The organism is Arthrobacter sp. SE2 (assembly GCF_058244265.1).
In genome coordinates, this window is sequence record NZ_JBZAYA010000010.1 from 57,641 (window position 1) to 83,712 (window position 26,072).

General features: G+C 63.5%; 21 protein-coding genes. 7 read left to right on the plus strand and 14 right to left on the minus strand.

Annotation, left to right across the window (positions count from 1 at the left end):
* Positions 1-28 precede the first annotated feature (28 nt).
* Positions 29-3,460: an error-prone DNA polymerase gene (locus tag AC4CS3_RS14795; RefSeq protein WP_490784100.1), complete on the plus strand. Its 3,432-nt coding sequence runs from the start codon at positions 29-31 to the stop codon at positions 3,458-3,460.
* On the opposite strand, the gene AC4CS3_RS14800 is transcribed toward AC4CS3_RS14795, so the two are convergent.
* Both AC4CS3_RS14800 and AC4CS3_RS14805 read right to left on the minus strand, forming a co-directional pair.
* A complete protein-coding gene (locus tag AC4CS3_RS14800; protein WP_490784101.1) occupies positions 3,453-4,202 on the minus strand; it encodes a ThuA domain-containing protein in 750 nt (249 codons plus the stop codon). The two genes, AC4CS3_RS14795 and AC4CS3_RS14800, sit on opposite strands and share 8 nt — an antisense overlap.
* Positions 4,202-5,305: a Gfo/Idh/MocA family protein gene (locus AC4CS3_RS14805; RefSeq protein WP_490784102.1), complete on the minus strand. Its 1,104-nt coding sequence runs from the start codon at positions 5,303-5,305 to the stop codon at positions 4,202-4,204. The genes AC4CS3_RS14800 and AC4CS3_RS14805 overlap by 1 nt, the downstream gene beginning before the upstream one ends.
* 175 nt (positions 5,306-5,480) lie before the next feature.
* Between AC4CS3_RS14805 and AC4CS3_RS14810 the strand changes: the two genes are divergently transcribed.
* Positions 5,481-6,611 carry a LacI family DNA-binding transcriptional regulator gene (locus tag AC4CS3_RS14810; RefSeq protein ID WP_490784103.1) on the plus strand — a complete coding sequence of 377 codons (1,131 nt, stop codon included), beginning with the start codon at positions 5,481-5,483 and terminating at the stop codon, positions 6,609-6,611.
* 85 nt (positions 6,612-6,696) lie between these two features.
* Here AC4CS3_RS14810 and glgP read toward each other — a convergent pair whose 3' ends face one another.
* The 11 genes from glgP to AC4CS3_RS14865 form a co-directional block, all read right to left on the minus strand.
* Entirely contained in the window at positions 6,697-9,303 is a 2,607-nt protein-coding gene (glgP, locus tag AC4CS3_RS14815; protein ID WP_490784104.1) for an alpha-glucan family phosphorylase, read from the minus strand.
* 610 nt (positions 9,304-9,913) lie between these two features.
* Positions 9,914-10,930 carry a LacI family DNA-binding transcriptional regulator gene (locus tag AC4CS3_RS14820; protein WP_490784105.1) on the minus strand — a complete coding sequence of 339 codons (1,017 nt, stop codon included), beginning with the start codon at positions 10,928-10,930 and terminating at the stop codon, positions 9,914-9,916.
* 352 nt (positions 10,931-11,282) lie between these two features.
* Entirely contained in the window at positions 11,283-11,537 is a 255-nt protein-coding gene (locus AC4CS3_RS14825) for a hypothetical protein (RefSeq protein WP_490784106.1), read from the minus strand.
* Between the two features lie 417 nt (positions 11,538-11,954).
* Positions 11,955-12,401, minus strand: coding sequence for a hypothetical protein (locus tag AC4CS3_RS14830; protein ID WP_490784107.1), 447 nt, complete (start codon positions 12,399-12,401; stop codon positions 11,955-11,957).
* Positions 12,402-12,409: 8 nt separating this feature from the next.
* Positions 12,410-12,688 (minus strand): DNA/RNA non-specific endonuclease, encoded by a 279-nt coding sequence (locus tag AC4CS3_RS14835; protein WP_490784189.1) that lies wholly within the window; start codon positions 12,686-12,688, stop codon positions 12,410-12,412.
* 30 nt (positions 12,689-12,718) lie between these two features.
* Positions 12,719-13,726, minus strand: a complete 1,008-nt coding sequence (locus AC4CS3_RS14840; RefSeq protein WP_490784108.1) for a WXG100-like domain-containing protein — start codon at positions 13,724-13,726, stop codon at positions 12,719-12,721.
* Positions 13,608-14,111: a hypothetical protein gene (locus tag AC4CS3_RS14845; RefSeq protein WP_490784109.1), complete on the minus strand. Its 504-nt coding sequence runs from the start codon at positions 14,109-14,111 to the stop codon at positions 13,608-13,610. The genes AC4CS3_RS14840 and AC4CS3_RS14845 overlap by 119 nt, the downstream gene beginning before the upstream one ends.
* A gap of 4 nt (positions 14,112-14,115) precedes the next feature.
* A complete protein-coding gene (locus AC4CS3_RS14850; RefSeq protein WP_490784110.1) occupies positions 14,116-14,406 on the minus strand; it encodes a WXG100 family type VII secretion target in 291 nt (96 codons plus the stop codon).
* Positions 14,403-14,765, minus strand: a complete 363-nt coding sequence (locus tag AC4CS3_RS14855; protein WP_490784190.1) for a WXG100 family type VII secretion target — start codon at positions 14,763-14,765, stop codon at positions 14,403-14,405. Before AC4CS3_RS14855 ends, AC4CS3_RS14850 begins: the two co-directional genes overlap by 4 nt.
* Positions 14,766-14,880: 115 nt before the next feature.
* Entirely contained in the window at positions 14,881-16,398 is a 1,518-nt protein-coding gene (locus AC4CS3_RS14860; RefSeq protein WP_490784111.1) for a hypothetical protein, read from the minus strand.
* A gap of 88 nt (positions 16,399-16,486) precedes the next feature.
* Entirely contained in the window at positions 16,487-18,283 is a 1,797-nt protein-coding gene (locus AC4CS3_RS14865; protein WP_490784112.1) for an RDD family protein, read from the minus strand.
* Between the two features lie 164 nt (positions 18,284-18,447).
* On the opposite strand from AC4CS3_RS14865, the gene AC4CS3_RS14870 reads away from it, so the two are divergent.
* The 3 genes from AC4CS3_RS14870 to AC4CS3_RS14880 all read left to right on the plus strand — a co-directional run bounded on the left by AC4CS3_RS14870 (position 18,448) and on the right by AC4CS3_RS14880 (position 23,554).
* Positions 18,448-18,744, plus strand: coding sequence for a WXG100 family type VII secretion target (locus AC4CS3_RS14870; protein ID WP_490784113.1), 297 nt, complete (start codon positions 18,448-18,450; stop codon positions 18,742-18,744).
* A 174-nt stretch (positions 18,745-18,918) separates the two neighbouring features.
* Entirely contained in the window at positions 18,919-23,253 is a 4,335-nt protein-coding gene (locus AC4CS3_RS14875) for an FtsK/SpoIIIE domain-containing protein (RefSeq protein WP_490784114.1), read from the plus strand.
* Positions 23,254-23,356: 103 nt separating this feature from the next.
* Positions 23,357-23,554 (plus strand): hypothetical protein, encoded by a 198-nt coding sequence (locus tag AC4CS3_RS14880; protein ID WP_490784115.1) that lies wholly within the window; start codon positions 23,357-23,359, stop codon positions 23,552-23,554.
* A gap of 188 nt (positions 23,555-23,742) precedes the next feature.
* On the opposite strand, the gene AC4CS3_RS14885 is transcribed toward AC4CS3_RS14880, so the two are convergent.
* Positions 23,743-24,354: a MarR family winged helix-turn-helix transcriptional regulator gene (locus AC4CS3_RS14885; protein ID WP_490784116.1), complete on the minus strand. Its 612-nt coding sequence runs from the start codon at positions 24,352-24,354 to the stop codon at positions 23,743-23,745.
* Between the two features lie 49 nt (positions 24,355-24,403).
* Here AC4CS3_RS14885 and upp point away from each other — a divergent pair, with 49 nt between their 5' ends.
* Together upp and AC4CS3_RS14895 are read left to right on the plus strand one after the other, a co-directional pair.
* Complete coding sequence (gene upp, locus AC4CS3_RS14890) at positions 24,404-25,111, plus strand: uracil phosphoribosyltransferase (protein ID WP_490784117.1); 708 nt, start codon at positions 24,404-24,406, stop codon at positions 25,109-25,111.
* The gene (locus tag AC4CS3_RS14895) at positions 25,102-26,055 is read left to right on the plus strand and encodes an EamA family transporter (protein ID WP_490784118.1); all 954 of its coding nucleotides are present in this window, start codon (positions 25,102-25,104) and stop codon (positions 26,053-26,055) included. The genes upp and AC4CS3_RS14895 overlap by 10 nt, the downstream gene beginning before the upstream one ends.
* The last annotated feature ends 17 nt before the right edge of the window (positions 26,056-26,072 follow it).

A 26,072-nucleotide genomic window follows, 5' to 3' on the forward strand; every position in this document is an offset into this window, starting at 1 on the left:
ACCGAACTTTTAGGCAGGAAAGACAAAGATGGCTTGGAACAACCCGTCAATCCCGTGGTCGGAGTTCGAACGCACGCTCTCGGACCGGCGCGTGCCGGAGATCGGCAAGCCCAAAGGGGACGGCGGTGACAGCCCGGCCTGGTCAAGGAAACGCGGTCCTTACCGCCCGGTCCCCCTCGATCCCGCAGGGGTCGCATCGAGGGCGGATGCCGCCGTCGTGCCTTATGCCGAGCTGCACGCGCATTCTCACTACAGCTTCCTGGACGGCGCCTCCTCACCCGAGAAATTGGTTGAGGAGGCGGTCCGGTTGGGTATCCATGCCCTCGCGCTGACCGACCATGACGGCTTCTACGGGATCGTGCGAATGGCGGAGGCCGCCGAAGCCTACGAGTTGAAGACCGTATTCGGCGCTGAGCTGTCGCTCGGACTCAGCAAACCCCAGCAAGGGGAAGCCGACCCCGAAGGTGACCATTTGCTCGTCCTCGCCCGGAAGGAAGAGGGCTACCACCGCTTGGCAGGGGCGATGACATCAGCCCATCTGGCGGCCGATGCCGAGAAGGGCCATCCCATCTACGACCTCGATGCGCTGGCGCATTCCTTGAGGGACCACTGCCTGGTGTTGACGGGATGCCGCAAAGGATCAGTCCGGAGGGCCCTCATGAGCTACGGCGAGCAAGCCGCTGCCTTTGAGGTAGAGGCCTTGATCGAGCGATTCGGTCGGGAAAACGTGGTGGTGGAGCTCTTCGATCATGGGAATCCCCTCGACAGCAGCCACAACGACGCCCTTGTCCGTATTGCGGAGCGCGCAGGCATACCTTTCATCGCCAGCAACGCCGTACATTATGCGTCCCCGGAGGGATATCCGCTGGCAACGGCCATGGCGGCTGTCCGGGCACGCCGCAGCCTGGAGGAACTCGACGGGTGGCTGCCCGCAAGCAGCGGCGCCCATCTGCGGAGCGGTTCCGAGATGGCAGCACGGTTCGCCCGCTACCCCGGCGCGGTCGAACGGACTGTCGAAATCGCCGACGAGCTTGCGTTCCAGTTACGGGCAGCCCGCCCGAAGCTCCCCAAGCTTGATGTTCCTGCCGGGCACAGTCTTATCACCTGGCTCCGGCAACTTGTTGAAGAAGGCGTGAGGGTCAAATACCCGGATGCCGACGAACGGGTCCATGGCCGGATCGAGCAGGAACTCGCAGTGATCGAGGCGAAGAACTTCCCCGGTTATTTCCTGATAGTGCACGACATCGTGCAGTTTGCCCGTTCCCGCGGCATCCTCTGCCAAGGCCGGGGTTCCGCGGCGAACTCGGCTGTCTGTTACGCGCTGGGGATTACCGCGGTCGACAGTATCTTCTACAACCTTCCGTTTGAGCGTTTCCTCTCCAGCCTCCGAGAGGAAGAACCGGATATCGACGTCGATTTCGACTCGGACCGGCGGGAAGAAGTCATCCAGTACGTCTACCGCAAATACGGACGATTCAACGCGGCCCAGGTAGCGAATGTCATTAGTTACAGGCCGAAGAACGCCGTCAGGGACATAGCCAAGGCGCTCGGCTACAGCCAAGGCCAGCAGGACGCGTGGTCCAAGCGGCTCGATCACTGGGGCGATCTCAGCGAAGGCAAGACCAATAACATCCCGGCAACGGTCCTGGAACTTGCTGACCAAATACTGGGCTTCCCCCGGCACCTGGGCATCCACTCCGGCGGCATGGTCCTCACCGAACGGCCTGTCGGCGAGGTAGTTCCCATCGAGCGCGCCCGGATGGAAAACCGCACGGTCCTGCAATGGGACAAGGACGATTGCGAATGGATGGGCCTGGTCAAGTTCGACCTTCTCGGCCTGGGCATGCTCGCCGCACTGCAGTACTCCTTTGATTTGATCGACAAGCATTTCGGGGAGCGTTGGACCATCGAGACCATCCCGCGGGAAGAACCGGCCGTCTACGACATGCTCTGCCGGGCCGATTCGATCGGGGTGTTCCAAGTGGAATCACGGGCCCAGATCAGCACTCTGCCGCGGCTGAAACCGAGGGAATTCTACGATCTGGTGGTCGAAATCGCGCTGATCCGCCCGGGTCCCGTCCAAGGCGGCGCCGTCCACCCGTACATCCGACGCCGCGCAGGCACGGAGAAAGTCACGTATCTTCATCCGTTGCTGGAGCCCGTGCTGAAGCGGACCCTGGGTGTGCCCTTGTTCCAGGAGCAGCTGATGCAGATGGCAGTTGCCGTGGGCGGTTGCACTGCCGAGGATGCGGACCTGCTCCGCCGCGCGATGGGCTCCAAGCGGGGCCGGGAGAAGATCGAGTCCCTCGAGGCCAAGCTCTACGCGGGGATGGCGGCCAACGGGATCAGCAAGGACGACGCCGACGCCATCTACGGCAAGATCCAGGCCTTTGCGAACTTCGGTTTCGCAGAGTCCCACTCCTTGAGCTTCGCGGTGTTGGTCTATGCAAGCTCGTGGCTGAAGCTGCACTATCCCGGCGCGTTCCTCGCGTCCCTGCTCCGGGCACAACCCATGGGCTTTTACTCCCCGCAAACCCTCGTGGCGGATGCCCGCAGGCACGGGGTCCAGGTGTTGCGCCCTGATGTACTGCATTCCCTGGCCGAGGCGACCCTCGAAGTGCTGGACGAGGCTACAAGTACCGAGGCGGGCCAGGCAGGCGGCATGGATTCCTGCCTGGACTTCCACCAGCCGGAGATCGGCCTCTTCCAGCAGGATCGGCCACGCGAGGACCCCTTGCACCGGCGGGATGGCTCACACACTGTGCGTTTGGGGCTTGACGGCGTCACGTCCATCGGTGCCGAGGTGGCGAAGCGGATCGTCACCGAACGTGAGGAGCATGGCGCTTACAGGGACATGGCGGATCTGTCCCGCCGTGCGAATCTCAGCGCGGACCAGCTGGAGGCACTCGCGTCAGCGGGCGCCTTGGATTCGCTGGAGATGAACCGCCGGGAAGCACTGTGGCAGGCCGGCGATGCCGCGCTCGAGCATGAAGGACAATTGCCAGGGACCCATGTCGCCGTCCAGCCGCCGCTGCTGCCCGAGCTCTCCCCCCTGGAAAATGTTGCCTACGACATGTGGGCCACAGGAATCAGTACCGATGACCATCCGATGCGCCATGCCCGCGGAGCCCTGGATTCGAGGGGGGTGCTGCGGGTGGACCGGCTCTCCCAGGTCGAGTCCGGCACGCGTGTTGAAGTAGCCGGCGTCGTGACCCACCGCCAACGCCCCCAGACCGCGCAAGGGATCACCTTCGTCAATCTGGAGGACGAGAGCGGCATCCTCAACGTCATCTGCAGCGTTGGCCTCTGGAAGAGGCATCGCCGGGTCGCCCGGGAATCCTCCGCGCTGATCGTCCGAGGGTTCCTCGAACGATCGCCGGAAGGAGTCACCAATCTCGTGGCGGACAAGCTGGAACCCCTGGTCCTGACAGTGAAGTCCAACTCCCGCGATTTCAGGTAGCCAAAAACCAGGCCTGGGCCGGGTTGGTCACTGCCGGAGCATCCCGGAACTGTTCGGGCTGCGCTGCCCAGCCCACGCCGTTCGCGATGACCCTCTGGATCTGCGGCTGGTGGTAAACGGGGTACTCCTGGTCGCCGGGGCTGAAGTAGAAGATCCGCCCCTTGCCGCGGGAGAACGTCACGCCGGAGCGGAATACCTCGCCGCCTTCGAAGGAGCTGATGAAGATCAGGTCGTCCGGCTCCGGGATGTCGAAGAGTTCGCCGTACATCTCCTGTTTGGGGATCAGGATGGGGCTCTCGACTCCGGCGGCGATCGGGTGCGATGGCTTGACCGTCCACACGAGCTCGCGTTCGCCGTCGTTGCGCCACTTGAGCGAACACGTGGTGCCCAGCAGCCGGGTGAAGATCTTCGCGAAATGCCCTGAGTGCAGCACCACAAGTCCCATCCCGCCGAGGACATGCCGCTGGACGCGTTCCACCGCCTCATCGCTGACTTCGTGGTGCGCGATGTGCCCCCACCAGAGCAGGACGTCGGTAGCGGCCAAGGTTTCCTCGTCCAGCCCGTGTTCGGGATCGGCGAGCGTCGCCGTCGTGATTTCTGCATCCGGGTAGTAGCCCTGCAGGCCCGCCGCGATGGCACCGTGGATGCCGTCCGGGTACATTTCCGCCATGGAGTCCGGTTGGTTGCGGGCCTCGTGGACGGCTTCGTTCCAGACGACCATCTTCAGTTTCTTGTCGGTCATCAGAGCACCACTTCGCGTTGTTCGAGGGCGGACTTGTAGCAGGCATCAAGGATGAGGGCGCGGCTCAGGGCGAGTGATCCGTCGTGTTGTCCCCAGACGGTCTCCCCGCCGCGGACGGCGGCGACAAAGTCGTCCACGACGGCCTGGTGGGCAAGGCCTGGAATCGCTTCGGGCTCGTAGTCGGCGTTTTCGCCGTCCTTCTCGGTGAAGATCCTCAAGCTGCCGACCGGCTGCAGCGGAGCACCGACGGCGCGTAGTTCGGCACCGCCGTCGGTCCCGTAAACCGTGAAGTCGAGCAGGTCGTCCACCTCGCGGTAGCTCGCCCAGCCCGCTTCGAGGATCAGGGTGCCGCCGCCTTCGAGCCGGATGAAGGCAGTGGCGAAGTCCTCCACTTCGAACTTGTGGCTCGCCGGCCCTGCTGTGTAGCGGGAGTTGCCACCACGGCCCTGCGGACCCAGCTCCGAGTGGGTCTGCGCCGAGACGGACAGGACCTTGGGCTCGCCCAACAAGTGCAGCGAGTAGTCCAGCACGTGGACTCCGATGTCAGCCAGCGGACCGCCGCCGGCCAGTTCCGGATTGGTGAACCAGCTGCCCAGGGTAGGGATGCCGGCGCGGCGCAGCCAGGAACCCTTGGCGTAGTACGGACGTCCGAGTCCGCCGTCGTCGATGATGCTCTTGAGTTTTTGAATGTCGCCACGGCGGCGGTGGTTGAACGCAGCATCCAGGACGCGGCCGGCCTCCCGGGCTGCCTCCACCATGGCGCGTCCTTCGTCGCCGTTGCGTGCCAGTGGCTTTTCGCTCAGTACGTGCAGTCCACGCTCCAGGGCCGCTATGGAAATCGGAGCGTGCAGGAAGGTCGGAACGGCGACGCTGATCGCATCCAAACCTTCCAGCCCGATCATGTCTTCCCAGCGCGCGAAAGCATGCGGAATGCCGTATTCCTGCTTCATCTGGGCGAGGAGGTCTTCTTCCATCCCGGCGACAGCGACGATATCCACGCCTTCGATGGCGCTGTAAGCCTTAAGGTGCTGTTGGCCAGCCCATCCGATGCCCACAACGCCCACTTTGAGGCTTGCTGACGTTGCTTGTTGCTGAATGCCCACGGTATTCCTGTCTTTTCACGTATTCCGGGTTGGGGCCAATAAATACGCTTTCATGGGCCTCCGAACAGCGTCAATCAGTTAAGCGCTTCGACTTTTCGCCGTTTCCGGATCCGGCACGCCACGAGCGGTCATGGCGCGGCATGCGCCTAGACTGAGGGCCGGAAAAGGAGTCGTCATGGCCAAGAAACCGACAATCTACGACGTCGCCGAGCGCGCCGCCGTCTCGATCGCAACGGTATCGCTCTCCTTCACCCAGCCGCACCGGGTGCGCGAGTCCACCAGGATATTGGTGATGGATGCTGCGCACGAACTCGGTTACCTTCCAAGTGCCAGCGCAAGGGGCCTGGCCCGGGGGAAAACGGGAGCAATCGGCCTCTTCTCCTACGACTATTTCAACCGGTCCGGCGCCGGCGCGGCCCGCGTCCACGGCGACGCGGACGCTCTCCTGCCCCGTGATTTGTTCTCCGACGACGCCAACGGGGAGTTTCGCCTCTTCCCGCTGTATCACGACGAGGTGCAGCGGGGCGTCGAAATGGAATGCCGCAGGCGGGGCTTCGTTCTCATGGTCGGCGAGGGTGGTGGCGGCAGATCCGAGGCCGACATCAACGACATTGCCGGCCGTGTGGACGGCTTGGCGGTGTTCCCCAATACTTTTCCGGTCGAGGTCCTGCGGCGGATCGCCGAACGGATTCCAGTAGTGGAGCTTGCCGAGCCGCCGGAGGAGACCGGGCTGAACCGCGTCTCGGTGGAGAACACCGAAGGCATGCGGGTCCTCACCAACCACTTGATCCAGCACCACGGACACCGCGCCATCACTTTTGTGGGCCCGTCCGGCTCGCCGGACCGTGAACAGCGCCTCGCGGGGTACGTCCAAGCCATGGCAGAGGCGGGGTTGGACGCCCAAACGCTGCCCGCACCGGGGCGGGACGCGGGCGGCACGTTGGGCTCCGGGGTGGACCTCGCTGCGGACACGGACGCGACTATCCACGGGCTGTTATCCGGCGCCGCACTTCCTGAAGCACTTGTCTGTTCGGTCGATGCCGAGGCACTACTGTATCTGGATGCCCTGGAACGGGCCGGAGTGGAAGTGCCGGGACAGATTGCGGTCACGGGTTTCGACGGATTGGCGGCGGGTCGGGTCAATCGCCCCACGCTCACCACCGTCCGACAGCCCATGATCGCCCTGGGGCGCGCCGCCGCCAGCATCCTCATCCACCAGATCGCCAATCCCGGATCCGAGCCAGTGGCCAAAGAGCTGCCCGTGGAGCTTGTAGTGCGGGAAAGCTGCGGTTGCGGCTGCGGCTGACTAGGAAAACAACATCAGCGCTGGGCGAGCACCGCTTTAATGAAAGGCGCCCCCGCTGCTCAAATCGCAGCGGGGGCGCGCATTCTTAGGCGTTCGCGATCAGCCCCAGTTCGGCCTTGGAGGCGAGGGAGGGGTGCTTCGGGAAGACGCGGACGGTGTAGCCGAAGGATCCGGAGCGGTTGATCAGGATGGAACCGGTGAACAGGTGGCGCCCGTTGCCAAGATCCTCCGTTTCGGTCAGCTCCACCAGAGCAACATCCTCCAGCTCGTCTCCGTCCTGGGCCCGCCCATACGCCACTTCAACCGACACGTCCTCGGGCGTGAGTTCGTGGAGGGCGATGTAGGCGTTGACCTGGAGGGTGTCGCCGATCTGTGGTTCTTCGGAGACGCCGATGGAATCGACGTGTTCCACGATCAGCTGCGGCCAGGCGGTGCGGACCTTGGTGGTCCAGGCCGCGAGTTCCTTCGCTTCCTTGAACGACGCCGTTCCCGCTTGCCTGCCGGCCACAGCTGCCGGACGGTAGAGGGTGTTGACGTAGTCGTGCAGCATGCGGTCTGCCGAGACGGCCGGGCCGAGGTGGGCCAGGGTGTGCTTGATCATGGACACCCAGTGCGTCGGCACGGCTTCCGGGCCCGACTGCGAAGGACCGGCCGCGCCGGCGTCGGCGGAGACCGTGGAGCCGTAGAAACGCGGGGCCACCTGGGTCTCCAGGAGCTCGTAGAGCGCGGCGGCTTCGATGTCATCGCGTTCGGTCGGTGACGCGTCGTTGTTCGCGGTCGGGATCGCCCAGCCGTTCTCGCCGTCGTACATCTCATCCCACCAGCCATCCAGGACCGAGAGGTTCAGGGAGCCGTTGATGGCCGCCTTCATCCCGGAGGTCCCGCAGGCCTCCAGGGGCCTCAGCGGGTTGTTCAGCCACACGTCGCATCCCGGGAACAGGGTCCGGGCCATGGCGATGTCGTAGTTGGGCAGGAACACGATCCGGTGCCTCACGGCGGGGTCGTCGGTGAACTTCACCAGGTCCTGGATCATCTTCTTCCCGGCGTCATCGGCCGGGTGGGACTTGCCGGCGATGACCAGCTGGATGGGGTGCTTCGGGTGCAGCAGCAGCGCCTTGAGGCGGGCCGGGTCCCGGAGCATCAGGGTCAGGCGCTTGTAGGTGGGCACGCGCCGGGCGAAACCGATCGTGAGCACGTCCGGGTCCAGCACGGTGTCCGTCCAACCCAGCTCGGCATCGGCCGCCCCGCGCTTCTTCCACGAAGATCGCAGGCGCTTGCGCACGTCGTCAACCAAGGCAGAACGCAACTCGCCTCGCAGGGCCCAAAGTTCGGCATCGCTTACGTCGTAGATCTTGTCCCAACCGGTGGCGTCCACGTCAGTGCTGCCGAAGTGCTTTGCAGCGAGCCGGCTCATCTTCGGATCGATCCAGGTGGGTACGTGGACGCCGTTGGTGACGGAGGTGATGGGGATTTCGGAGTGGTCGAAGCCTGGCCAGAGCCCGGAGAACATTTCGCGGGAGACCACCCCGTGGAGTTTGGCCACGCCGTTGGCCCGCTGCGCCAGGCGCAGGCCCATGACGGCCATGTTGAAGACCGCGGGGTTGCCGCCCTCGTAGTTCTCACGGCCCAGTTCCAGGACCTTCTCCACCGGCACGTCCGGGGCCAGACCGGCGTCGAAGAAATGCCTGATCTGCACGGCCTCGAAGCGGTCGATGCCGGCCGGCACGGGGGTATGGGTGGTGAATACCGTGGACGCCCGCCCGGCGGCCAGGGCCTCGGACCAGCTCAGCGGGGCCTCGGAGGACATGAGCTCCTGGATCCGTTCGATGCCCAGGAACCCGGCGTGGCCTTCGTTGGTGTGGAACACCTCCGGCGCGGGGGTGCCGGTGAGCCGCTGGTAGACCCGCAGCGCCTTCACCCCGCCCATGCCCAGCAGCAGCTCCTGCTGCAGACGGTGGTCACCGCCGCCGCCATAGAGGCGGTCCGTGATCCCGCGCGCGGCATCGTCGTTGGCCGGAACGTTCGAATCGAGCAGCAGCAGCGGCACGCGCCCGACGTCGGCACGCCAGATGTGCGCCCGCAGCGTCCGATCACCCGGCAGTGGAAGCGTGACTAGAGCCGGCGAACCGTCTTGCTCACGCAGCATCGTCAGGGGCAGGCCGTCCGGGTCAAGGACCGGGTAGGTTTCCTGCTGCCAGGCGTCCCGGGACAGGGACTGCTTGAAGTAGCCCGCCTGGTAGAGCAGTCCGACCCCGATCAGCGGCACGCCCAAATCCGAAGCAGCCTTCAAATGGTCACCGGCCAGGATCCCCAGGCCGCCGGAATACTGCGGAAGCACCTCGGTGATGCCGAACTCGGGCGAGAAATACGCGATGCACGCCGGAGCATCCGGACCCAGCCCCTGGTACCAGCGCGGCTCGCTCAGGTACCGGTCCAGGTCCGCAGCAGCGTGCTGGACACCCTCAACGACTGCAGCGTTCTCTGCGAGCTCATGCAGTTCCTGGCGGCTGACCAAGCCCAGGAAGGTCATGGGGTCATGATTGCTTTGCTCCCAGGCCTCGGGATTCAGCGCGGAAAACAGTTCACGCGTCGGCAAATGCCAGGACCAACGCAAGTTCTTCGCCAATCGTGCCAGCGGGGCAATTGCTTCCGGTAGAACCGTTCGGACAGTGAACCGTCGAATCGCTTTCACTTCCGGCCACCTTCGAACGCGGACAGGGCCGGTTTGGTCAACGTTTCCATGCGGGTACCTCCAAGAGGTGGTTGTGATGAGTGGGGTGATGTTGGCTGGGGGTGGGGGTGCGCGGTGAGGAGGCCTAGGCAGGCACCGCAGGCGAAGGGCAAGCGCTTACATGCTTTGAGCGGGCATCGTTGGCCCCTCCGGCGCTCGGTCCTGAAACTCAGACGCAGGTGGCGGTCTCCGGCTTCCGTCCTCGCACTACTCCGGGCCTTGTCGGCCCTGGAATAAGGGGACTCGGTTGCTCGTGGGCCCGCTGCGAAAGCTTGGGAATTCCCGTTCCGGGCGGCCTGACATCGACCGCATTTTCAACTCGGGGTATTGGTACCGAATGATTCCAAGCACGACTTACTTCCTTAGTCTCCGGGAACACTGATCGGTGACCATCCGCCATGTTGTATCAGGAGGAATCTCATCGCCGTTCGTCGACGCGTCTTGTCGACGCGGGTCGATGGCTCGACAGTAGTAGGCGGCGCAATGGTGTGTCAAATGTCACAATCACGTGTGATGGGACCGCGTAATGAACGCGTCGATTTGGCAGGTTGGGCCCGAACGGCGCGGTGATTTATGGCTGGACGGCGCGTGCCACGGTGGTGCTTCCGCGCAACGTCAGCACCGGTTCAGCGAGCCACTGGAGGGCATCCGCACCCTCACTCCTCAGGCGCCGGGCGAGGAACTGCGCCGCCTCACGCCCCATGACGCTGGGTTCGGCGGACGCCGTCGTCAGGGCGGGCATGAAGCGCTCCGCGGAGCCGGCGCTGGTATTGATCGCGACAATGGAGAGAGACTCCGGGACTCGCCATCCGTGGGCCGCCGCTTCACCCAGAAGGCCTGCAGTAGCCGCTTCGTTGATCATGACGAGTCCGGTTGTTTCCGGGGATTCTTCCAGCATTTGTCCGAACACGTCGCGGCCACCGGCAAGTGAGCTCGTGGCTGGGAACAGCCGGGCAGTGATTCCGTGCCGCGACGCGGCAGCTACAACGGCATCCCAGGATCGGACCATCGGTCCGTACCCGGTATCCAGGGACTCACGCGAGTGCGTCACAAGGCCGATTTCCGTGTGCCCCAGGCTGACGAGGTGCGACACTGCCAGCTCGCCCATGGCTTCAAAATCCGCGTCGACGAATGTCAGGCCAGCAGCATCCGTTGGCCGTCCAATGGTGACGAATGGAATACCCGTTTCCAAAAGGACTGGAATCCGTTCGTCGAATGACCTGACTTCCATCAGGAGGATTCCATCTACCAGGCCTTGGGCCACGATCCGCTGCATCTCGCCCAGATCGTCGGGATCCATCGGCCACAGAAGAAGATGGTATCCGTCAGCGCGCGCTTGTTCGGCAGCACCTTGGACGTATTCGAACTCCGTGGTGTTCATGCCCTGCTCCCCGACCGGGAAAATCAAGGAGACGATGCCGGTCCGTTTGCCGGCCAAACCCTGGGCGAGCAGGTTCGGCGTGTAGCCAAGGTCGGACATGGCGTGCAGGATGCGTTCGCGCGTTTCGGGTGCAATCGGCCGGACACCGCTGAGGGCATAGGACACAGTGCTCCTGGAAACGGCTGCTACCCGCGCAACATCGGCCATAGTTACCAAGGACTATCCCCCTGTGTTGTCGGTGGCTGGTCGGCGATGGACCCGCGAAGGACCGCGATCCGCCAGACGGTGATCCCTCATAGTAAACCGTAATCGGTTGGCAAAGTGGTGGAGGCATGCTGAACCCAACTGTTGCATACACTCGGCGGCTACGCGAGGGTGCGGTCCACCGACCCCGAAAAGTGCGATTCCGCAGGGAAAGGATGTAGTGGGCGGGGTTATATGGTTTGCCGCAGTGCAAAGCGGGGTCGGCGCCCTCACCGATCGCGGGTTTTTGCTGATTCGCGTCATGGCGCCGATCCGGGCGGAAGCTCGTGCCGAGGCTGGCGAGGGTCTTGACGACTTAGGGTTCACGTAACCGGGCCGGCGTCGGCCATGAACTCAGCGGCTTCCAGCGGGCGTCGAATCGTCCCAAAGACTCCCAGTCTCCGAATGCCGGGATCGGCTCCCAATGAGCGGAGACATCGACATCCTTGACATCCTTGACGGAAATATTCGGAGCAGCATCATCATCGGTGCGAACACGCGCGGTGCCATCGGTCTTGCAAAAATACGACACCACTCTAGTGCACTCATCCTGACCAAAATGCTTCGTCATGTCGGGGTAGGTATAAGAGGTGACGTCTTCGAGAAATAGTCGCTCCCCTGTCTTGCGGAAGCCGAAGATGTAGTAAATGGAACCGAACGGATCAATAAGATAAACGGCCGAATAGCCTCCGTGCGAAGTGATCTCAGCATGGAAATCAGGTGCCTGCTCCGGGGGTCGCGTCGCCGACGAATGCGGCTACCGTGAACCAGTCGGGCTTGGGACGCTCCCCATTGAACCTCACTGGCGCCTCAGCCTCATCGATGGCCTCGGTGGCTGGTTGCGGGTGGGGTGCCAACTGTGGCCATACACATACTTCATATTGCAAGTTCCTGGCTCTCGTCAGCACCGATTGGATACCCAGGAGGTGCAGGCATGCCTCCAAGCTAGCGCCCCTGTGGGCAGCCAATAGAGTCTTGGCAATGCCGCCTAATGCTTCAGCTCGTCATGCCAGTTCGGGTAGTCCTCAGGCTTCGGGCACCACGCAGGAATCTCGTCTGCAGGGCGGGGGTAACGCTCCAGGTCCAGCAAGTAATTCTCCGGCTGGGGCTCAATCGTCCAATCGGGCTTCTCGTCGTAGTTGTATTTGATGTTGAACTGACCAGTCTCACGAACGATAGTCACGTTCGCTGATAGCCATGTCCCGTGATCTGGCGTCGCCGAGGCTTCCTTCAATACCTCGAGTGCATCGAGCGCCGGCTTGGGGATGGATGCATACTGAGTGTCTCCATTGACATCTACGCATTCACTATTTGCCTCAGCTATCTGCCCAACTTCACCATAAAACAAAGTGATGACTTTCCAGTCAAAACTGGAGTATCCGGCGACCAGTGAATTGCCCAATATGTTCTGTAGCTCATTTATTCGTTCATTCATAAAATCTCCTAATTTCTGAAAAATCTATTCTCCAAGCGTCTGCCATCCATTCTATATTCGACGCGATAACTTGTTGGACGAAGTCCACCCAATTCATTATAATTTATTTCCAACCGAACATCGACCTTTTTGCCTTCGTTGATGGCCTTCGCCCAGCTCGTCTCAAGGTCGTAATACTGGCGGTTTTCAAGTCGATTGAGATCGCTGCGCATCGCAGTCAGGTTGATCGCCTCTCCTGGCGCACCAAATTGACTTCCAAAGATGTGCCCGCCGTCGTCGGTAGGCAGTCTATTCGGACGCCCGACCGCTGCCTGCTGTTACTTATTACGCGCGCCCGGCGCAAGGGTATCCAGCGTCGATGATGCCTCAACCACTCGACCCTTGCTATCGGTTCGATAGGCAAATTTGCTGTCGACGACATAAGTCGTGTTGGACTTGGGTTTGTTGAGGAACCTGCTCCAGGCTCCTGGGCCTCCCGCGGACAACGCGACCGGCGTACCGATTTTGACAGAAAGACCGGCCGCAACCCTCTCGGCGTCGATGGCAGCCTTGGTTCCGGTCTTGAATGCGCTCACTGCAGCTCCGACGCCGACTGGTGAGATTCCGCCGAGGAGGATGTCATGAGCTGCGTTGGCTGGTGTTCCGCCGTGCATGGCGGCGTCGATGCCGACAGTGACTGCGGAGTTGAAACTGATCCCGGTCATCGCCCGGATCGGGGCCGGAGCTTTGGTCCCGAGGTAGGTCAGGACTTTGACGACCTTGAGCTCGCGGAGCAGGCCCAGCGTGCGGGTGATGGCGCCGGTGATCCCGGCGAGCCTGGTACCGACCGTGGCCGCGACTTCCACCAGCCGGGCGATCATGGCGGCCACCCGGGCACCGGTGAGCCCGATCCGCGCCATCAGGGCGGCGTTGCCGACAACCTCGGACGCGCCCACCGTGAACACCGCCAACAGCGCCGCGCCGGCTTCCAGGGCGACGGTGGTGATGAGGAGTTCCTGGAGTTCGTTGATGATCGCCGTGTGGGCTTCCTCGATCCCGTCCGCGTACTCGGTGCAACCGCTGCCGAGAGCATAGGCGTTGGTTGCCAGGTCATTCAGGTAGCCCCGGTACTGGTCAAGTTTGGCCTGCACCAGACCGAGCTCGGGGGTCACCAGCCCGGCCAGGGCCGTGCCGGCCGCGTCAACCTTCCAAGAGGCGCTGCGCAGGTCATCCCCGGCACGCTGCCACGCCTTCTGAGCCGACCTGAGTTTGCCCGTGTCCCCGTTCGGCCAGACGGCCCCCCACCACGGACTGTATCCATTCCCATCCCTCGGGAACGAAATCACTCCGTCCGCCCAGCGCGGTCGGCGATACGACCGAGCAGGTCCCGGACAAGTCGGAGGTGTCGGCCGTGCTGGAGGCAAGACCGAGCGGCGCGATCCCGCCCGAGGCGCAGTGCTCGGCGTCGGCCCATACATTCGCCGTGTCCGCCAGGAGCCTGGACAACACACCGGCACCGGTCAGGGAGTCAGTGATGCCGCTGACGAGATTCCGGGCGGCGTCGTCGTAGTCGTTGGCGAACTTGTTTCCGGCGTCATCGTTGCCGGCCATCTGGGCGGCCCCCGCCAGGCCGCTGCCCAGCCCGTCGAGTGCTTGACGGACGAAGACCTGCGCCGAGTACAACTCGGCCGATGCCGCAACGTAGGCCGAGGTATTGACAATGAGGTGCATGGTCTCAGATCCAGCCTTGTTTCAAAGCCTCGGCCGCCTGAACATACTGCTCTCTGGCATGGGAGACCTGGCCGATGAAGGTATCGACCTCGGCGATCATGGCGTTGGATTCGTTCTGCCACCGGACCATCTGGGATTCAAAGGCCCGGGCGGCGGCCCCGTCCCACCCGGCGGTGACCGTGGCCGACCCGGACGCTACCTGATCCAGGAGTTCCCGGGCATAGGAGGTCACTGCCGCGAGTTCCTCCAGAAGAACGGCGATCCCGGATTCGTCCGCTTCGAATTGCGCGCTCACTGCACAACCTGGTGTCCGTGGGACGGCACCGTGGCAGGGGCGACGCTTACACCGGCGGCCCCCGTGGCGGCCGCGGCGATTCTGGCCAGGCTTTCGTCGGTAATGGTGAAAGACGAGGCACTCACGCCGGCGAACCCCGACAGGGCGGTAAGTGCTTCCCACACGCCACGGGACCCGTCAACCCAACGCCCGAAGGTTGCGTTGAGTTCATCCGCCGTGATTCCTTGCCAAGAAGTCCCCAGTACCTGGCCTGCACGGGCTTGCAGCGCCATAACCCGGCGCTCGAGTTCCCCTGCGTGGGCGGACAGCGACCCTGAAAAGCCGTCCAGGGCCCCGCCATCGACGCGCACATCGGCCATGCTGGTCACCACCTGAAAGTTCGGAAAAGGAATCGACTCGTAATTAGGCTAAAGGATGGACATATTCCGGACAACCACTCAGCGTCGCGTTACGGTGCTGCCCGGAGACACTGCCTTAGGGTCGCTTGCGGCCGGCCGCAGCAATGCCGTACCCGCCGGCGAGGCCGATCGCGACCGCGATCAGGGCCACCAGGACCAGGATCCACCAGGGGAAGTCCGAAGTTGTGCTCACCTGCGTTGAGGCCGCCGCAGCAGGGGCGTCCTGCGTTGCTGGGCTGCTCGGGGATTCCGACGCTTGCCCGAGGGCGGTGGGCGTGGGGTCTTTGCCGAGGAGTCCGCCGTTCGCGGCGTTGGTCGAGGACGAATTCAGGTCAGGAACCTGGGTATTAGCCAGTTGCGCGAAGGGGTCGGTGGCGGGTGCGGCAATGATCTGATGGACAAGCGGAACCGGTGCGGGCGCGGGTGCTTTCACCGTGGGGTCCGTTGGCAAAGGGGCTACCGGGACGATAGCTACCACCGGGGCGGCCGGGGTGACGGGAGCGAGCACGGTGGGCTTCGGGAACACCGCGATCCACGTCGCGGCCAAACGGGCATCCTCCGAGGTGGCGGAAACCTGGTACAGCCCGGGCGGGGTGGTTGCCGGGATCGTCACGGAGGTGCTCGCCAGCGCGCCGTTGCTTACCGCGACGCTTTGCGCGAGCTGTGACTCGACGGTGGTCCCGTCAGAGTTGTAGAGAGTCAGATCGAGCGCGTAAGAACCGGCGGAGAATCCGGCGCCGCTAATCGTGGTGCTGTAGCCGCCCGTGACACCGGTACTGACGGTGGAGGTGAGCGTGGCGTTGGCGCGCAGCACGTAGACCGAAAGCTGGGCGCTGACACCGGTGATGTCGTCAACGACGTTTACGATGTACTGGCCCTGCGGGGTGAACGGGCTGGGGATGAGGGCGAAATCGAAGTTTCCACCTGCGTCAATGGTTGCTGTTCCGCCAGGCAGCATCACGCTTCCGGTGCTCAGGCCGACGGTTCCGCCGGGGACGAATCCTGTGCCCTTGATGCTGGATGCGGTACCGGGCGCGATGGGAAGATTCGGGCCGGTGACGCGAGGGTCGTAGACGCCGGTTTGCACGACAAAGACGGTGCTTGAGGTGCCTGTCCGGGTTTTACCGCCGGCGGCAGTCTGGGTCACCGTGACTTCGTAAGCCCCTTGGGCCAAGTTGCCGGGGAGCGCGCATGACAGGGCTTGGTTGGTGGCCTGCACGGTGAGCACGCAGTTCGTCGTCACCGCCGGGCTTGCCGGGAAGGTCCTGGTCAGATTCGCCTGCGCGGGGAGCACGGGATCGAGACCATCAACTTTCCCGGTGAACGCTCCGCCGGGTTGAGCCGAGACCTGATCGACCGTCACGGTAAGGGGTGCGGGCGGTGTCGGCGGTGCCAAGGCTGCGGAGATTGGCTGCCTGGACGGCTGCGCTGAAGCCGAGGATGTCGAGGGGGAAGGAGCCGGAGTCGGGAGGTTTCCACTCACCGGAGCGCTAGCCGTCGGGGTTGTTGTTCCCACTACGGTGGCAGCTGGTCCGGCTGCCTGTGAAGCGGCGACGGGCAACGCCAGCAGGCTGCCCGCGGCGAATGTTGCCATACCAATCCGTAGAGCCTTCAGCCTTTTTGGCGCAACTCGTCCCACGATGATCTAGTCCCCTTCTAGTCTTCACCCGCAGCGCAGCCTCTTATCTGGCAGCGAATACTTGTATTTCGTTGTCCTTGGTTTTGACAACCACCCCGCTGGCAACGATGGCCAGGGGCGTCACCCCGTTATAGGGTGTCGCCTTGTTTTGCTGGATGTATACCGGCCCCTCATCGGTGGTTCCCAAAACCCCGTCTGCAAGAATCCCGGATCGCTTGATGCCCTGAGCTTTAAGGTCCAGCAGAGGAAATCCAGTCGATTGATTATATGCATACCCCGCAAAAGACGACCACACAAAGCCGTTTCCACGGACCCAGACAGGATCCTCATCGACCCGTGAGAGGCTGATTTCCATGCTGGAGAGCAGCTCCCCGGTGGACTGCCGATACACAGCCACCGTGACCGGGTTTTTCGGGTCATGGCTGTCGGGGAAGGCTGACCATAAGAGCACGGCAAGCCCGTGGCCGGCGGTGACCCATTTCATGACCTGAAGGCCCTCCGCGGGAGCGCTCAGCGGGACATCCTGACGCGTCTTGCCGTCGATACTGCTCAGAGTCAGCGATCCTGAATACTTCGCGCTCAGCAGTTTGTCGCCGTCAACCCCCAGGGCGATCTTGCCCTCGATGCCCTTCAACGGGACGAGCCCTGTCTTGGCGAGAGTGGAGAGTTTCCCGTCATGACCGGTCACCAGCAGATCAGTACCGGCAGTCGAGATCGTCGCGTCCGCAGGTATGTCGGCGACAGCCGGCGCTTTGGCCAGGCTCGGGACCCAGCCGTGGAGGGTGTTACCGATACGCCAGACCATCCCCGGCTCACCGCTGATCCGGGTTTCCTGAGCAAACACCACGTCACCATCGATGCTCTGTTCGCTCACGACCGCACCGGTGGCGTTGTCCAGGATAGTCAAGGCCCGGTTGTCGAAAATGAAAGTACCGGCCTGCGCCGCCGTGACCTGTGCGGAAGCGCTGAGAGGCTTGCGCCAGACGGGCCCGGCCGGATGCCCGGGGAAACCGTTGACTGCGCCGGCCGAGAGCGGAGGTTTCAGGAGGGCGAGATTGGCCGCGCTGAACTGGTTGGGTCGCGACGGCCGCTCCAGCGGCTGCAGAAATCCGACACCCCACGCAGAACCGATGGAGAGCGCGCCGATGACGACCATGGCGACAACACCCTGGGCAAGCGGCGCTACCCACCGCGGCAGGGGCTTGCGCCCGGGCGCGGTTGTCATCGGGGCCTGAGGCGGCGAAGGCAGCGGGGCCGTGATCGTGGGCCGCGAATTTTCCGACCAGACCGGGAGCGGCGGGGGGAGAATCTCGACGGCGGCGGCCGTATCGGGGCGGACCCAATCTTCGATACGGGACGAGTAATACACAGGCTCGAGGTTGAGCGGATCGGTGCCTGCGTTGATGTCGATGACCGTCGTCTCGCCGAGTTTATGCAGCCAGGTGTCCTGATCGTCCCTTCTCTTCCGGTACTCCAGCACGAAGATGAGCGGACCGACGCCGGCAAGCAGCAACCCGCCGAGCGAGGCCATGCCACGCACGAGGGTCCGGCCAAAAGGCGCCGGCGCGCCAGCGCCGTCAGCGAGCACCCGCAATCCCAGCAAACGCCCCCCGATCGTCTGGCCCGTCCTGGAGAGCATGCCCGCAAGAACGAGCCCGTACACGAAGCCGAACCCGGTGATGGCCACCAGTCCGACAATTCCCGGGCCCGGCACAGGGATGAAACCAGCGGGAATCATCAGGGCAACACCCGCGGTAGCGGGCACGGCGAAAATGGCCAAGTCAATGAGATAGGACGCGGCACGGCGGGGCACGGACGCGACAACGATGCCTTCAGGCACGACAGAACTTTCCGTTCGACAACAAGGACGAGGAATCACATCGAGTGTAGGCGACGCCGGCCCGCACCCAGGCCGGCACCCGCCGGGGTTGCTTCTCACCCGGGCATTTTCTACAGTCGATGTTGTAATCCTCTCTTCCCTCTCAAAAGTCAAGGAACCCAGTCATGGCGAATCTCAATGTCACCTTTGATGAGCTCGAAACAGCCGCCAAGAGCTTGGAAACAGGCAAAGCGGACCTCGAAGCGAAACTGGGTGAACTCCAGAAGCAGATCCAAGCCCTGGTCACCAGCGGGTACGTGACCGACAAATCCTCCAAAGCCTACGAGGCCGAGTACCAGCAATTCACCCAGGGAGCGCAGCAGACCATCGGCGGGCTGGACGGACTCTCCCACTACCTTCACCACGCAGCCGAAACCCTCCGCAGCACCGACGAGCAGCTGGCCAGCCAGATCGGCAGATAGCACCCGCAACACGCAACCCGAAGGACCCTGGTCCCCCGCCACCCGGACCGTCGAAGAAATGTCCACATGTCGGCAATTCGCCGTCCCCCATCGCAGGCTTTCGGAAGTGGTCAATTGTCTTTTCGATAGACTTTCCCCGGTGGTTCGCTAGTTCGTTGGTTCGTTGGGGGTCGTGTGTATACGCAGTTCACCGTGGTTGATGGTTCGGGTTCGCATGCGGTTGACGTGGCGGTGGATGCCGAGCCCGACGCCGATGCTGGCAGGGTGTTGCGTGCAGCGGCCGGGGACTGGGCTGACTTTCGCTCCGAGGACGGTGCCGTTGCGTGGGCTCAGTCCGGAGTGCACGATGGCGCAGTAATCCGTGGGGATGCCGTCTTGCCGTTCGGGTCAAGGGTTGCTTCGCCTGATCCAGGGAAAACCCGGATCCTGCGGGTGGGGGGCGATGCCGGAGCTGTGTACGTGGCAAGTGCCGGGCGTTTGAGTATTGGCGCGGGACCGGAATGTTCTGTAGTTCTTGCCGATGATGGATTGCCGCCTCTGGCCGCCGTCGTCGACATTGCCGTTGACGGGGTGTGGATTGAACGGGCCCACGCGGACGTCGAAATGACGTTGAATTCCGAACCCGTCACGGCCCGGGCGCGCTGGGCGGACAGGGAGGTCCTCCGGGTCGGGACCGCGTTGCTCGCCCTTGTGCTCGCCCCGGTCGAGGCCGCGTCGTTAAGGGACTCGGATGAGCCGGGGAAGCTTGATTTCAACCGGCCTCCGCGGTTGTTCCTGCCCTCCCGCAACACGAAATTCCGTCTCCCGGCGGAGCCGAAAGAGGATGGCAAACGTTCGCTACCGATCCTGATGGCTTTGGCCCCGCTGGCAGTGTCAGTGGGGATCGCCGTCGTCATGGCCCGGCCGATGTACCTCTTGTTCGGGCTCTTGTCCCCCGTGTTGATGATCACTAACTACCTCCAGTCCAAAAGAGCCGGGAAAGAGGGGTATCGGGACCGTCTAAGGGCGTTCCGGACGGAGAAACGCACGATTGAGACAGATGCCCGGAACGCGCTGCTCGCGTTTGAAAAGGAGGCCCGTCTCCTCAGTCCCGATCCGGCGATGGCCGGACTGATTGCAACGACCCCAGGGACCCGGCTGTGGGAGCGTAGGCGGACCAACCCGGACCATCTCTCGGTGCGCTTGGGCGTGGCCACCATGCCTTCGGATGTGGTCCTGGAAGATCCAGGACAGGTCGAGCACAAGCGTCAGGTCACCTGGGATGCGCGGGATGTCCCCGTCACGGTTGCGTTGCCACGGCACGGGATTCTAGGGATTTGTGCCGATCAAGAATGCACACGGCAGGTAGGCGGTTGGGTGATGGCTCAATTGGCGGTTGCCCAAAGCCCGCGCGATATGCGCTTATATTTGCTGACAACATCGGAAGCCCGAACTGCCTGGGACTGGGTCCGCTGGCTGCCGCACATTCAGTCTCCGACACCTGAACGTTCCTTTGCCTTGGTGGGTACGGATTCGTTTAGCATCACTCAGCGCCTGGGCGAGCTCGCGGTGCTGATTACCGAGCGGCAACGGATACGGGCAACGAGTTCAGCGATCGAATTCGCCGACCCGGACGTGGTGGTCGTGATCGACGGCGCCCGGGCTCTGCGGGGCCGCCCCGGAGTCTCTCAACTTTTGCAGGACGGACCAGCCGTCGGCGTGTACACAGTGTGCCTCGACACCGAGGAACGCTACTTGCCCGAAGAATGCAACGCCGTCTTCCGGCAGGAATCAGACGGGCACTGGGCATTGCGGCAGCAACGCGAGCATGATCTCGAGAAGGTGTGTGCCGACCGGGTTAGTGCCAGCTGGTTTGACTGGGTGGCGCGCGGTATCGCCCCGCTTCGCGATGCCGGCGATGACGCTGAGAGCTCAATCCCGCCGTCTGCAAGGTTCCTCGAGGTAGCAGGGATCGAGCCGGCCACTGCTGACGCCGTCGTCGAACGTTGGTCCCGTTCCGGCCGGAGCACGGAGGTGCTCCTGGGCGTGGACATGGAAGGAGCCTTCCGCGTCGACCTGCACCGCGATGGTCCCCACGCTTTGATCGGCGGCACCACCGGCGCGGGCAAGTCCGAGTTCCTACAGACCATGGTGGCGTCACTGGCGTTGGCGAACACCCCGGATGCCCTCAACTTCGTCCTGATCGACTACAAGGGCGGGGCCGCGTTCAAAGACTGCATTGCCCTCCCGCACACGGTAGGGACCGTCACGGACCTCGACACGCATCTGGTGGGGCGCGCCATCGAATCGCTGGGCGCCGAGCTTCGCCGCCGCGAGCATCTGCTTGCAGCCGTCGGGGCGAAGGACATCGAGGACTACACCGTCATTTCCGACCGGGACCCTGGCGTGCCGAAAATGCCGCGATTGGTACTGGTGGTGGACGAATTCGCCGCCATGAAAACGGAGCTTCCGGACTTCATTACCGGCATCGTCAACATCGCCCAGCGAGGCCGCTCCCTGGGGATCCACCTGGTGCTCGCAACCCAACGCCCCAGCGGGGCGATCACCGCCGACATCCGCGCCAATACGAACCTGCGGATCGCCCTGCGGGTCAGTGATGTCGGAGACAGCCTGGATATCTTGTCGGCCCCGGACGCCGCGAAAATTTCCCAGTCCACACGCGGGCGCGGGTACCTCCGTTCCGGCGCCGAAGCGTTGCGCCCCTTCCAGACCGCGAGAGTGGGTGGCCGCCGCCCCGGCCATGACACGACAGAAGCGCCCGAGCCCGTGGTTGTGCCGATGCCATGGGCTCAGCTGGGCCAGCCGCGACCGGTGACGACGACCGAGGCGAAAGAACAGGAAGAGACCACGGACCTCATGGTCTTGGTCGAGGCCATCGGCCAAGCCGCAGAGCAACTGCAGATCGCACCCCAGGCCTCCCCTTGGCTGCCTCCGTTGCCTGAAACCCTCGCCTTGGCCGATATCACCCCACCACCCCGAGCCGGCGATGCCCTGCCCGGGTGGATCGAACCAATTGTCTTCGGCCTGGAAGACCTTCCCGGCCAGCAACGCCAAGACCCACTGATGCTGGACCTGCAGCACTTCGGCCACCTGTATCTCACCGGTTCGGCGCGAAGCGGCCGAACCCAGGCTCTACGCACCATCGCCGGATCGATCGCCCGTACTACCCGGGTGGACGACGTCCACGTCTACGGCCTGGATTTCGGCAATGGAAGCCTGCTCGCGCTCACAGGTTTCCCACACTGCGGGGCAGTCGCGACGAGGGCTCAGCCCGAACGTGTCGAGCGGCTCCTCGACCACATCCTGGCGGAGATCGCCGCCCGGCAGCGGGACTTTTCGGCAGTCGGATTCGCCAACCTCACGGAACAGCGGGCCAACACGACGAGGGCGGAACGGTTGCCACACCTCGTGGTGCTCGTTGACCAGTGGGAAGGGTTCCTCACCACCTTGGGCGACGGCGGAAGCAGCGCCCTGGCCGAAAAGGTCATTTCGATCCTGCGTGAAGGATCCTCGGCCGGAGTTCACTGCGTGATTACCGGAGACAAGCAGCTCCTCACCCCGCGAATGTCCTCACTGGTCGACTGGAAACTCATGCTCAGGTTCTCCGACCGCGGCGACTACACGATGGGCGGCCTGCAACCACGCAAACTCCCGGACTCGATTTCTGCCGGACGCGCATTCGCCGCCGATACCGGAGCCGAAGCCCAGATAGCCCTCCTGGCGGCGGACCCGGCCGGACAAGCCCAGATTCAGGCACTTCAAACCATCGCCCAGGAAGCAAAAGCGTCGCCGGAAAACACGAATGCCCGGTACACACCGCTCACCCTGCGCACCCTCCCAACCCGAATCTCTTTTGACGAGGTCTGGACGAACCGGACCGGACGGACCTCTCCGTTGACCGCCGTGATCGGCGTCGGCGGTGATGACCTCGACACGATCCACATCGACTTCCAAACCGGCGCGCCCAGCTTCCTCATCGTCGGCTCACCCCGAAGCGGACGTAGCACCATGGCCGTTGCCGCCGCCGAGTCGCTTCACCGGAACGGAACAGAACTTGTCATCATCGCCCCGCAGGCCTCTCCCTTGTGGCAACAAGCAGAGCGGTCCCGGGCCGCGTTTGACCCGCGCAACCTCAACGTGGAAAACCTCGCGGATGCGACCGCAGGGCCCGGAAATCTGGCATTGATCATCGACGATGCCGAGCTGATTCAGGACCCTGACGCACGCCAATGGCTCAAAACCTACCTGCGGTCAGCCCGAGGAAACGAACGTGCCCTCATCGCCGCTGGGAGCGTGGAAGACTTCGGCACCAGTGTGTTCAGCGGCTGGGAGATCGATATGAAAACCAACCGCCGGGGAGCCCTGCTCAGTCCAACCGCAACCCTGCAAGGCGGACAGATCGGCGTCTCCCTGACCCGAACCCACCTCAGCCAGAGCGGCATCCCAGGACGGGCACTCGTCAACCTCGGCGACGGCACCATCCGCACCATCCAAACGCCCCTCATTTAGCGGGACGGCGGTTCGCCCCCGTTGAAAACGCCGGAGAAATTGAAGACAGCGACGACACTGCGGTGCTGCATGTGCCGGACCTCGATCTGGTGGTGGCCGCGACGTGATCTACAACGAGGTGCACATGTACCTCGCTGAGTCAGCCGACGGCAACCTCGACCCCTGGCGCAAGGCCATCGACACGGTCGCCGCGCTGGAACCGCACCGAATCGTGGCAAGCCACCAGAACAAGAACCTTGACGACAACGCGGCAGCATTTTCACATTACTCGCCGGGCCAAAGTGAGACGACAGCTCGTTAGTCCGCATTCCCGCCCGACCGTCCCGCATGAGGGTTCCCACATTGGGATGGCTCTTGCACGCGCCGGTGGTCCTGCATCAGGTCGTCACACCGGTCCTGAACGAGGTTGACATACTCCGGCCTCGATCAGAAGCTTCGTCGACTGCGCACACATCGCCTCCAGAAGGACCTCCCACCCTATCTACGACCTCAGCTTTGATCGCTTTCTGGCAGGGATCGATGGGCTTCAAGATCGATACCGGCAGTCGCGCGGTCGTTCTGCGATATAAGGAATAGCCGGAGGATCCGGGATAGCTCGGAGACATCATGCGGCGAAAGAGCGGACAACAGCTCACGTTGACGCTCTACGTGAGCGTCGAGCACTTCCTCCAGCTTTGCAGAGCCTGCCTTGGTGAGCCTGATCCGCAGTTCACGGCGGTTGGCTTCGTTCACCTCTCGCGTGATCCACCCCTGCTTCACCATCTGATCGAGCCGGTTCGTCATGGCGGCGTTGCCGACCATGGTCTGCTTTGCGAGCTCGCCGGGGGTCAGGCTCGGCTGACCGGAGCGGTACAGCGTCGCCAGGACATCGAATGAACGGGGGTCGACGCCGAAACCCCTGTGGAGCTGTTGGAGGCTGTTGTGCAGGAGGTATTGAGCGCGGGATATCCGTCCGAGCGTGGCCATCGCGGACACGTCGAGATCAGGCCGGGTCCTGCCCCACTGCTGTACGACGGCGTCCACAGCATCTCGGGCGTCGCCGGATCGATCGTCTGATTTCGTCACAGTGCCCCACCGCTCTTCCGCACGCCACACTATCATGCTAGAACTGTTTGATATCGAACTGTTTGAGATGAAAGCGACTCCTCGCATGTCTTCTGACTCCACGACCACGGTCTCTGGCGAGCCCGACAACGCGCTGGGTGCTCGGGTTCATCTCGTTCCCCAGACTCCATCCCTGATCGACGCGCACACACGAATCCGAGATCGGAATGCTCCCCGGCGGGATGTGCTCGCTCACGGGCGGCGGGTGATTCGACTTCTCCTTGAGGAGTCATTCGGATTCCTCCCCCGAGATGAAGTGCGTGTCATCACGCCCGCCGGGCACACGTACGTCGGTACCCGTACCACCGATGATGTGTGTGCTGTCTCCATTGTCCGTGCCGGCGAAGCACTGGAAGCCGAACTATGGACGATCGCGCCGGAAGTGCGCATCGGGAAGATCCTCATCCAGCGCGATCATGTGACGAAGCAGCCGAGCCTGCACTGGGCACATCTTCCCGAGGGCATCCAGGACGGCCATGTGCTGCTTCTCGAGCCCATGCTCGCCACCGGAGGGTCGCTCATGGCCGCGCTCGATGTGCTCAACGCGGCCGGCGTCCCAGACAATCGCATTATCGCTGTGTCCATCCTTGCGTCCCCTCAGGGAATCGAGCACGTCACCCGGGCGCGACCGTCGGTGAGGATCGTCACCTCCTCCATAGAGGAGCGGCTCGATGATGCCGCTTACATGGTGCCCGGTATCGGCGACTTCGGAGACCGGTGGTTCGGCACGGACGGGAATGTCACGTGGCTGTAACCAGCCGGGCCTCCGACGCGGCGATCACCGCCCTCGCGCCCATTGTATGGGGGTCGACGTACGCAGTGACGACCGAGCTCCTCCCTGCCGACCGGCCCTTGCTCGCGGCTACGGTGCGGGCGCTGCCGGCAGGCATCGTGCTTCTCCTCATCACACGCAGGCTTCCTCCGACAGCCATGTGGTGGCTGCGGGCGGCGGTCCTCGGCGTATTGAACATCGGAGTGTTCTTCTATCTGCTCTTCGTCGCGGCATACGAGCTGCCCGGGGGCGTGGCAGCGCTCGTAGGTTCCGTTCAGCCGCTGTTCGTGCTCATCATCTCGGCGTGGTTCCTAGGCGCCACGATGCGGGGCAGGCAATTGTGGGCCTGCCTCATCGCAGTCGGCGGTATCGCGATGCTCGTCCTGCGCAGCGGTGCGGGGATCACCCCTGTGGGAGTGTCCGCAGCCGTGCTCGGCGCGTTGAGCATGGCGCTCGGCGTCGTCCTCACGAAACGGTGGGGTCGCCCTCCTGGCGTGAGCATCTTCGCCTTCACCGCCTGGCAGCTCACTGCCGGGGGTCTTGCAATCCTCCCGCTCACGCTTGCCCTCGAAGGGCTTCCGTCCTCGTTGGAGCCCCGGAACCTCCTCGGTTTCACATATCTATCCGTCATCGGCGCGATGCTCGCTTACGCAGTCTGGTTCCGTGGCATCGATCGGCTCACCCCGCTCGCTGTCTCCTTTCTCGGCTTCTTCAGCCCCTTGACCGCGACCGTGCTCGGAGCGCTGCTGATTGGGCAGGGCTTCACCCCGGTCCAGATCCTCGGCGCCGCCCTCGTCTTGGCGTCGGTGCTCATGGTCCAGCTCTCTCCGGCGAGAGGCGACGCGTTGTCAGACACGAAGGTCACGGATCGGGTCTCCGTGGCGGACGACTCCACCCAACCGAAACCTGATCGAACGGCCATCTGACACAACAGCACCAATGG